The sequence below is a fragment of the Rhodospirillaceae bacterium genome, from assembly GCA_018660465.1.
Classification (GTDB): domain Bacteria; phylum Pseudomonadota; class Alphaproteobacteria; order Rhodospirillales; family JABJKH01; genus JABJKH01.
The window spans coordinates 1-9,202 of the sequence record JABJKH010000043.1 but is presented as its reverse complement, the minus strand read 5'-3'; the positions used below and the strand labels follow the sequence as shown (position 1 = coordinate 9,202).

The window sequence follows — 9,202 nt, the reverse complement described above, 5'->3', positions numbered from 1 at the left end:
CCTGCGCTGCAATTGTTCACCGAAGCAGGTATCGCCGGTAAAGTTGTTATGGTGCCTTATAAAGGTGGCGGACCTTCCCTGCGGGGCTTCCTCGCTGGCGAAGCGGACTTTACTTTCCAATTCAAGTCCACCATCAAAGCCCAAGGCAAGAAAGTTCGCGTTCTCATTAGTGCTGGTAAAAAATCTCAATTCCCGCCTGCACCGACGTTTGGCGATCTCGGCTATAGCACAGACCTCGGTCTGATGCGCCGTATCATTATGGCACCGCGCGGCATTCCTGCTGATCGTTTAGCCAAACTGCGAACGGCTCTGAAAAAAATTCAGAACTTCAAAACCTACAAGAAACTGATCAAGGTCATCGGTGAAGAAAGAGACTTCATTGACGGTCCGGATTACGAAGTCCTGCGCCCGAAACAAAGTGCAGGCTTTGAAAAATTGGTTAAGAGCCTGATGGGCAAGTAACCAACTCTACCTCTTAAGAATCAGCGCCCTTGGTTATGCCGGGGGCGCTTTTTTTTGCAAAATTTCCGACTTGAACAGCTGTATTGGACTGTCATTATAAGCCCAATCAAAATTCCAAGCTGAACACACGAGGAGACGCAAAAATGGGGCAAGACTATAAAACAGAAATTCGCGACGGCATGGCCATCGATTGGGACGTTCCGATTGAGTTGGAAGAAGGCTTGGTACTTCGGTGTGACGTCTTCCGTCCCATAAAAGAAGGTCAATACGGCGTTCTCTTGTCCTACGGCCCCTACGGCAAATACCTCGCCTTTCAAGACGGCTATGTCAGTGCCTGGGACCGAATGGCGGAAAATCACCCGGACGTAACTCAAGGCTCGACCAATAAATATCAAAGCTGGGAAGTCGCTGACCCGGAAAAATGGGTTCCCCATGACTACGTCATTGTTCGTGTAGATTCACGCGGCTGCGGACGATCCCCGGGCTATGTGGAAGTTTGGTCCCCGACTGAAGCACAAGACCTGTATGAATGCGTTGAATGGGCAGCGGAACAATCCTGGTCAAATGGCAAAATCGGCATCAGCGGCATATCTTACTACGCCATGAACCAATGGCAGGTGGCGAGCCTTAACCCGCCTCACCTGACCGCCATGTGCTCGTGGGAGGGTGCTGCAGACTTCTACCGCGACGGCAGCCACCATGGCGGCATTCTGTGTACGTTTATGAAGAACTGGTACGACATGCAGGTCTCCAGTGTTCAGCACGGCCTAGGTTCGAAAGGATATAAATCCCGGTTTAACGGGGAATGGGTTTCGGGTCCTTTGGAATTAACCTCAGAAGAATTACAGGCCAACCGCGAAGACTTGGGCGCATCTGTCCTGGCGCATCCGATGAACGACGAATACTGGCAATCCCGCATGCCCGATTGGTCTAAAGTTACCGTGCCGTTCCTTTCAACCGCCAATTGGGGCGGGCAAGGCCTCCACCCACGGGGAAATTTTGAAGCCTTCACCCAAGCTGCCGGAGAGGAAAAATGGTTGGAATCTCACGGGATCGAGCACTGGACTGAATATTACACCGACTACGGACGGGAAATTCAGAAGCTGTTTTTTGATTACTATCTGAAGGGCGAAGACAACGGCTGGAAAGATCGGCCTCGGGTTCAATTGCAAGTCCGCCACGTTGATAAATTCGTCGAACGGTATGAAGAAGACTGGCCCATTCCCCGTACAGAATGGAAGAAATTATACTTACAACCGCAAGATCAAAGCCTTGGTGACACGCCTTCGGCGGAAACCACGACGGTTACCTATGGTGGCCTGTCTGACGGCGTAACCTTTGTTTCGCCGCCGCTGGATGAAGAAACTGAAATTACCGGTCCTTTAGCGTCCAAACTTTGGATTTCTTCGGCAAGCGAAGATGCGGATATGTTCCTGGTATTCCGGGTTCTTACACCGGACATGAAAGAAGTAGTGTTCCAAGGCGCGCTTGATCCCCATACGCCCGTCGCACAAGGGTGGCTGCGGGCATCACACCGCAAACTGGATACGGAAAAAACGCTGCCCTACCGGCCCTATCATACCCACGATGAAAAACAGCCACTTACACCTGGTGAAATTGTTGAACTGGATGTTGAAATCTGGCCGACAAGCATCGTCGTTCCGAAGGGCCATCGGATCGCGCTGAGTGTCCGTGGCCGGGACTATGTTTACCCCGGCGGGGCTGATCAGGGGCTTTCCAATATGAAAAATAAATTTACGGGAGTCGGCCCTTTCTTGCATGATGATGCCCAGGATCGTCCGCCGGAAATATTTGGCAGTGACGTAACGCTACATTTCGGTCAAGATAGGGCTCCTTACGTGTTGGTACCGATCATTCCCAAGTAGAATGGCGGATCGTGAGGCCCTGTTAAGGAAATAAATCATAGCATACGAATAATTTTACTACTATTTTGTGTCGGCCACTTGATATTATAATTATTACAAATTCAGTCGGATATAGAGGTTAAGTACATGGCAAACGATTTGGCGACAGTAGATGGCCGTGAAGTGGGCGGTCTCCTGGATGAGCATCTAGAAGATTTTGTCACCTTCATGGTTGGCGATCAGATGTTCGGGACACCGATCTTAATGGTGCAAGATATTCTGATGTTGGAGAAAATTGAACCAATCCCGCTAGCCCCGCCAGAAGTCTTGGGCTCGATTAACCTTCGTGGTCGTATTGTTACCGTTGTTGATATTCGCCAGCGCTTGGGTATGCCAAAGTCCAAAGAAAATGATCAAGACCGGAAAATGATGGGCGTTACCATCGAACAGGAACACGATCTTTATACGCTGATGGTTGATAAAATCGGTGACGTCTTGAGCGTATCTACCGAAATGTTCGAAGGTAATCCCAGCACCTTAGACCCTGCATGGAGCGAATTTGCTCTCGGCGTCTATCGGCTAGAGGGGCAGCTTATGGTTGTTTTGGATGTGGATCGTTTGCTCGATATTAAGACTTAAGCACCATCGGTATGAGTCTAATATGTCCTACCTCTAGGGACCAAGTTTCATGATAATTTCATTTTGATCACGTAGCCGTTTGGCAAAAATTGTTAACAGCCGGAATACCACAGGATCAGTTGATTTCAGACGTGTCTTAAATGCTTTAGCGCTGATTACCGTGAGCATAGTATCTTCCAACGCGATCGCCGTGGCTCCGCGGGGTTGATCATCGATCAGTGCCATCTCGCCAATTATTGCGCCCGCCTTGACCGTTGCGATTGTTTTTTGGATATCATTATTGTCGGTCTTGGTAACTTTTAATGTGCCCGACTGAACAATATAGGCACGATCACCCGGCTCTCCCTCTCGAAATAGCCGTTCACCAATTCCGATTTTTAAACGATCAAAAGATTCGTCTGACATAGCCAAAGCATAACATTAACACATTGAGATCAAAAACATTTCGTATGCTGGTTCCCGCAATAATTTATTGCTCTTTAGTAACTTGGCACAGGCTTACCCTCAGCCCCAATTCCGAAGTCCATATCTGGAATGGGCGGCAATTCGTCGACTTGGCCATTTAAAATTTCTGATTTCCGACGCTGTCGGGCAAGGCTGCGAATGGTGGCATAGTAATCCACCGAGGTTTCACGAATTTCATCAAGCTCGTCAACGACCTGCGAATAAAGATGAATTCCACTTGCCGCTGATCGGGCATAGGTTATGTAGTCTCGCCCTGTATTATCGACCCAACGGTTCAGGGGGTTAAAATATCCTTCGACGGATTGCCCCAGGATATCCCGTGGATTTGATGGCCCCAAAAAGGGCACGACAATATAGAATCCCTCGCCCACACCCCAAACTGCAAAGGTTTGGCCTAAGTCTTCCTTATGACCTTCTAAGTCCAATTTAGCAGCAACGTCAAACAACCCGCCGATTCCAAAGACAGAGTTTGTCACCAATCGACCTGCGGACACCAAAGCGCGCTCCCCTTCGAATTGCAAAAGGTCGTTCAATAACACAAGCGGTTCATGTAAGTTTCCGAGAAGACTACCCACCATATCCTGAAAGAAATCAGGCGTATAATTTTTGTAGACATGGCTCGTCGGCCCCAAAATGTACTGGTAGAAGAACTCGTTGAACCCAAAAATTACCCGATTGATGGGTTCAAACGGATCATTGTAGTCTTCCGGTTTAACATCAAAATCATCGCTAATTCCGTCATTTGATGCGGGGGCTGGTTCAGGAGCGGTTCCAGGAGACGGCTGAGGAGACGTCTGAGGCGCGGGACTAAATGTCTGAACAACCGTCGGGGATAAAGGCGCAACGGGTACTGGAATAGGAGCTGCTGAACTCCCTTCCGGAATAGCAACTGGCAAATCATCGGCCCGTGCAACATAAGGCTGAGACTGGACCAGAAATGACCGCATATAGTCCCAGGTATTAGGCGCAGCCCCAGCAGGGGCCCCCTGATTGGGTCCAGACGATTGTGTATCAGCCTGAGCCAGAACAAGCGTATTCGCGTCACCGAATTGAGATTTCGGCAGCGATGAATCCGCAAAAACGGATGAAGATATAAATAGGACGGTCACCCCCAGGGCAATCCGTGACATCGTTAACAGCACGAACTTCTTTCCTTCCGCCGACTAGTTTACTCGGTAATTCACAGGAATAGTCATTAAATAAGGTTAAACAAGGTATAATGTTTGGCTTTTTTTCGATGATGATGGCAATTTGGCCATGTTTTTGGAACTTATGGTGTCCTCAGCGTACTTGACGCAGCGCTGCTTCCACCCAATATTATGGGCAATCCGACGGGCTGAATAGCCGCCGGTGGGGTGCCAAGACGCGGACCCCTCACATATTTTAACGTGCTTGCTCTAAAGAGGAGGACGATATCGTGCCACGATTTTCGGGTTTTAACAGTCCGCTCATGCTTGGGTTTGATCATTTCGAGCGCATGCTCGATCAAGCGTCAAAAATGTCGGCTGAGGGCTACCCACCTTATAATATTGAACAAGTTGGGGAGCATAGCCTCCGCATCACCTTGGCTGTCGCCGGCTTTTCCATGGATGATCTAAGTGTCTCTGTTGAGGACAATCAATTGGTCATCCGAGGCCACAATAATGACGATGACTCTGATCGGATCTTTTTGCACCGGGGAATCGCTGCGCGCCAATTTCAGCGTAGTTTTGTGTTGGCAGAAGGGATTGAGATCACTGTCGCGACGATGGACAATGGCTTGTTACATATTGATCTAGAACGCCAAATTCCAGAACCGGAAGTTCGCTCTATAAAAATTGAGAGCAGTAGTGCCGCGAGTGCATCAGCCAAAAAAGCCAAAGTAATTGATGTTGAACGGGACGCCTAAGCCGCCCGATGTTCCATCGAATGGGTCAACAGCGCATAAAGGGCTTCTGAAGTTTCAGTTCCGCGCAGCTTTTCGCAAATGGTTGCATCTCGCAACAAGCGCGATACCCGGGCCAATGCCTTTAAGTGGTCAGCACCAGCGGTTTCGGGTGCCAGAAGTAAAAAAATCAAATCGACCGGTTTTTCGTCAATTGCATTGAAATCAACAGGCCTTTCCAGACGGGCAAACAAACCATAGAGCTTATCCAGATTTGAAAGCTTGCCATGGGGAATTGCAATCCCGTTACCAACACCCGTGGTCCCCAGTCGCTCGCGTTCAATTAACACATCGAACACGGCACGCTCTTGCAACCCAGCGATCTCCGCAGCACGACGCGCTAAGTCTTGTAAGGCCTGTTTCTTGCTCGTGGCGTGAAGATTAGCGACCACACTTTCCGTTGAAATTAGATCCACGATTTCCATAATTTATTTTACTTTTCTAAAGCGCCGGGATCAATCCAGCCAACATTTCCATCGGAACGGCGGTAGACAACGTTCAGTCCACCATTTGAATGATTTCGGAACATCACAACCGGCACATCTGCCAAGTCCATACGCATGACGGCCTCACCAACCGATAAGGTTGCGATTTGTTCCGGCATTTCCGCGATAATCACAGGCGTCGCTTCTTCCGGCACCTCTTCCTGATCGTGCTCAGGTGCAATGACATAACTCTGTGCTGGCAACAGGTCATCATTTGTGCGGGATTTATGATGATTGTTGATCCGCCGTTTGTAGCGCCTGAGTTGCTTTGAGATCCGCCCCAGTGCATTGTCGAAAGCGGCATACGCGTCATCATTTTCGGCGCCGCCCATCATGTCCATGCCCCGTCCTGCATGAACTGAGATTTCCACTCGAAATGAATGCCCTTCCCGCGAAAACACGACATGAGCTTTTAACGCTTGCGCGAAATATTTCTTAACGGTGATTTGAAGATTGTCCTCAACATGGCCCTTGAGAGCCTCGCCGATGTCCGTTTTGTTACCCTTAACTGTAATATCCATTAAATGCCGCCGTACTGCAGCTATAATCTTTATAGCCGTCCTAAGTGAATTAATCCGAAATTTAAGTCTCTTTGCGGGTCAGATTTGAACTAGGCCCCACGATCTGGAACCATTTCATTTGCCCTCGCTTTCAAGAAGGGCCGGAAAGTAGTGCCGGGACCCAATGTTGTCAAGAGTAAGATAATAACCAATTTTACCCTGAAACGATTAAAATTGGAATTATAATTACGCCGATTAGCGAAGCGCCCCTGATTTCTCCCTGCGGCGGTGCACGGAAGAGCCAATTCCCATGGCTTCGCGGTATTTCGCGACCGTGCGCCGGGCGATGTCTATGCCTTCCACTCGTAATATATCGACAATTTTATCGTCGGAAAGAATTTTTTTAGATGATTCTTCGTCAATCAGGGTTTTAATTCTATAGCGCACCGATTCAGCTGAATGGGCTTCCCCGCCAGATGAACTGCCAATGGCGGTGGTGAAAAAGTATTTTAATTCGAAAATTCCCCGTGGCGTTGCAATAAATTTATTGGATGTCACCCGACTGACCGTACTTTCATGCATGTCGATCACGTCCGCTATATCGCGTAAAACAAGGGGTTTTAAGTGCTGCACGCCCTTGGTGAAAAATCCATCCTGTTGCTGGACCAACTCCGTCGAAACTTTGAGGATTGTGGTCGCACGCTGATGCAGGCTTTTAACCAACCAATTCGCCGATTGAAATCTTTCGACAATATACTGCTTGTCCTGCTTGCTATGGGTGGCCTTGGTGATCTGAGCGTAGTAGCTGTTATTAACCAAAACTCTGGGCAAGGTTTCAGGATTTAACTCAATGATCCAACCACCGCCGGCCTTCGCTCTCATCAGAACATCTGGCGTGATCGGCTGTGAAATTATGTGTTCAAATGGTTCTGCTGGTTTCGGGTTTAACTGCCTAATTTCATCCACCATGTCGGCGATGTCTTCTGCATCGACACCACAAACCCGAACCAAACCCTCAACGTCTTGCTTGGCAACAAGGTCCAGGTTCTCCACCAACGCCGCCATGGCAGGGTCTAGTCGGTTCTTATCCGCCAGTTGCAGGGCCAAACAATCTCTTAGATCCCTGGCAAACGCACCTGGGGGATCAAAGTTTCTAAGGAGTTCCAAAACCACCTCAACGCGCGCTACATCACAATCAAGCATATCGGCGACTGGTTGAAGGGGTTCTGTGAGGTACCCGGCCTCATCAACCATATCGATCAAATACACGGCTATCATCCGATCAATAGGATCACTGACATGCAGACTAAGCTGGCCCTGGAGATGATCGCGGAAGCTTACTTCTTCAGAAAGCGTTTCTTCCAGTTCTGGCATGGGCCCATCAAAACCGGTTGACCCGCCACTGCCCCAATCCTCAAAGGCGGAAGCTGCTGGCGCATCATCTAAGACCGGACCCGCCGGGATATCGCCATCTGTTAGGTTGTCATAATCCGTATCGAGGGAGGTATCCTCAACAACCGCCACATCATCACTGCCGGACGATTGGATGGTTTCCAGGGAATCAGTTAAATTGTCATCAAATTCATCCCCAAACTCATCCCCAATTTCATCCCCAATTTCATCCCAAGAATCAGGCGGCTCGTCGATTTCGGCGCTGCTTTCCTCCCGCTCCCCAATTTCGTCCAGCAGACTTTCTTCGGGTTCGAGAAGGGGATTTTCAGCGAGTTCGTTCTCAACGAATTCGGCCAATTCTATGTTGGAATATTGCAGCAGCTTGATGGCTTGCTGAAGCTGCGGTGTCATGACCAGGGTTTGGCCGACCCTGAGTTCCAGGCGGGGACTTATTGCCATTATCTGACGCCCCCTCTCCAGCCTCTGTGACGTCCAAAATACCCATAACACGGGCACATCGACTCATGAGGATTATAGGTTAAACCGGTCACCCAAATAAATGCGCCTGACATCTGCATTTCCGACGATATCGGAAGGAGCCCCCTCCATGAGGACCATTCCATCATGAATTATGTAGGCACGGTCAATAACATCCAAGGTCTCACGAACATTATGATCCGTAATAAGGACCCCGATCCCGCGGGTTTTAAGGTGCATGACCAAATCCCGGATGTCGCCGACGGCAATCGGATCAATTCCAGCGAACGGTTCATCCAATAAGATAAAGTGTGGATTGGTCGCCAGGGCGCGGGCAATTTCGACCCGCCGCCGTTCGCCGCCTGACAAAGCCAAGGCTGGTGCACGCCGTAAATGGGTGATTGAAAATTCAGCCAGCAGCGCTTCTAAAATCGCCTCGCGACGGTCACCGTCTTTTTCAACGACTTCAAGCACCGCTAAAATATTATTTTCTACCGATAGCCCTCTAAAAATAGAGGCTTCTTGAGGCAGATAACCGATGCCTAAGCGTGCCCGGCGATACATTGGTAAATCTGTGATGTCATGACCGTCGATGATGACTGTGCCGTAATCCGGTGAGATCAGACCGGTGATCATATAAAAACAAGTGGTCTTGCCGGCCCCATTTGGCCCGAGCAATCCGATGACCTCACCTCGTTGTATCGACAGCGACACACCGCGAACCACGGGTCGTTTTTTAAATCGCTTTCCCAAGTTTTTTGCAAAAAGACCCTGATTGTCGGCGACAAGCTTCGGACCCTTCTTCGAGCCTTGTATGGGCTTTGGTGAGCCCGTTGGATCTCTTGTAATATCTGTCATTGAACGTAGAGGGTACGGAAGGGACCTTTATTTTTTCTTTATGGCTTTTAGAACGCCTCGGACGCGGTTCTTACCCGGTGTCTGGGGACAACTGAATAACTTAGATATACCTGTATTCAGATTTACCTCCGCCCT

Annotated in this window: 10 protein-coding genes; 4 read left to right on the top strand and 6 right to left on the bottom strand. The window is 49.3% G+C overall.

The features are described from left to right. The 3 genes from HOM51_07470 to HOM51_07460 all read left to right on the top strand — a co-directional run. Nucleotides 1-462: hypothetical protein (locus tag HOM51_07470; protein ID MBT5034346.1), on the top strand; the 462-nt coding region annotated here is incomplete at its 5' end. Between the two features lie 179 nt (nucleotides 463-641). Beyond that, on the top strand, nucleotides 642-2,348 hold the full coding sequence (locus HOM51_07465; protein ID MBT5034345.1) for a CocE/NonD family hydrolase: 1,707 nt from the start codon (nucleotides 642-644) through the stop codon (nucleotides 2,346-2,348). 126 nt (nucleotides 2,349-2,474) lie between these two features. Then, a complete protein-coding gene (locus HOM51_07460) occupies nucleotides 2,475-2,966 on the top strand; it encodes a chemotaxis protein CheW (GenBank protein MBT5034344.1) in 492 nt (163 codons plus the stop codon). Nucleotides 2,967-2,999: 33 nt separating this feature from the next. Here HOM51_07460 and HOM51_07455 read toward each other — a convergent pair whose 3' ends face one another. Both HOM51_07455 and HOM51_07450 read right to left on the bottom strand, forming a co-directional pair. Further along, the gene (locus tag HOM51_07455; GenBank protein MBT5034343.1) at nucleotides 3,000-3,371 is read right to left on the bottom strand and encodes a cyclic nucleotide-binding domain-containing protein; all 372 of its coding nucleotides are present in this window, start codon (nucleotides 3,369-3,371) and stop codon (nucleotides 3,000-3,002) included. 74 nt (nucleotides 3,372-3,445) lie between these two features. After that, nucleotides 3,446-4,573 carry a VacJ family lipoprotein gene (locus HOM51_07450; GenBank protein ID MBT5034342.1) on the bottom strand — a complete coding sequence of 376 codons (1,128 nt, stop codon included), beginning with the start codon at nucleotides 4,571-4,573 and terminating at the stop codon, nucleotides 3,446-3,448. A gap of 308 nt (nucleotides 4,574-4,881) precedes the next feature. Between HOM51_07450 and HOM51_07445 the strand changes: the two genes are divergently transcribed. Next, the gene (locus tag HOM51_07445) at nucleotides 4,882-5,319 is read left to right on the top strand and encodes an Hsp20 family protein (protein MBT5034341.1); all 438 of its coding nucleotides are present in this window, start codon (nucleotides 4,882-4,884) and stop codon (nucleotides 5,317-5,319) included. On the opposite strand, the gene ptsN is transcribed toward HOM51_07445, so the two are convergent. From ptsN to lptB, 4 genes are all read right to left on the bottom strand, one after another. Next, complete coding sequence (ptsN, locus tag HOM51_07440) at nucleotides 5,316-5,780, bottom strand: PTS IIA-like nitrogen regulatory protein PtsN (GenBank protein ID MBT5034340.1); 465 nt, start codon at nucleotides 5,778-5,780, stop codon at nucleotides 5,316-5,318. The two genes, HOM51_07445 and ptsN, sit on opposite strands and share 4 nt — an antisense overlap. An 8-nt stretch (nucleotides 5,781-5,788) precedes the next feature. Beyond that, nucleotides 5,789-6,361: a ribosome-associated translation inhibitor RaiA gene (gene raiA / locus HOM51_07435; protein MBT5034339.1), complete on the bottom strand. Its 573-nt coding sequence runs from the start codon at nucleotides 6,359-6,361 to the stop codon at nucleotides 5,789-5,791. A 234-nt stretch (nucleotides 6,362-6,595) separates the two neighbouring features. Next, nucleotides 6,596-8,191 (bottom strand): RNA polymerase factor sigma-54, encoded by a 1,596-nt coding sequence (gene rpoN, locus HOM51_07430; protein MBT5034338.1) that lies wholly within the window; start codon nucleotides 8,189-8,191, stop codon nucleotides 6,596-6,598. A 72-nt stretch (nucleotides 8,192-8,263) separates the two neighbouring features. Then, the gene (gene lptB, locus HOM51_07425) at nucleotides 8,264-9,067 is read right to left on the bottom strand and encodes an LPS export ABC transporter ATP-binding protein (GenBank protein ID MBT5034337.1); all 804 of its coding nucleotides are present in this window, start codon (nucleotides 9,065-9,067) and stop codon (nucleotides 8,264-8,266) included. Nucleotides 9,068-9,202: the final 135 nt, after the last annotated feature.

What these genes read in the sequence shown, in the direction of transcription:
- HOM51_07465 (MBT5034345.1), top strand. Translation starts at nt 642, where the DNA reads ATGGCCATCGATTGGGACGTTCCGATTGAGTTGGAAGAAGGCTTGGTA.
- HOM51_07460 (MBT5034344.1), top strand. Translation starts at nt 2,475, where the DNA reads ATGGCAAACGATTTGGCGACAGTAGATGGCCGTGAAGTGGGCGGTCTC.
- HOM51_07455 (MBT5034343.1), bottom strand. Translation starts at nt 3,371, where the DNA reads ATGTCAGACGAATCTTTTGATCGTTTAAAAATCGGAATTGGTGAACGG.
- HOM51_07445 (MBT5034341.1), top strand. Translation starts at nt 4,882, where the DNA reads ATGCTTGGGTTTGATCATTTCGAGCGCATGCTCGATCAAGCGTCAAAA.
- ptsN (MBT5034340.1), bottom strand. Translation starts at nt 5,780, where the DNA reads ATGGAAATCGTGGATCTAATTTCAACGGAAAGTGTGGTCGCTAATCTT.
- raiA (MBT5034339.1), bottom strand. Translation starts at nt 6,361, where the DNA reads ATGGATATTACAGTTAAGGGTAACAAAACGGACATCGGCGAGGCTCTC.
- rpoN (MBT5034338.1), bottom strand. Translation starts at nt 8,191, where the DNA reads ATGGCAATAAGTCCCCGCCTGGAACTCAGGGTCGGCCAAACCCTGGTC.
- lptB (MBT5034337.1), bottom strand. Translation starts at nt 9,067, where the DNA reads ATGACAGATATTACAAGAGATCCAACGGGCTCACCAAAGCCCATACAA.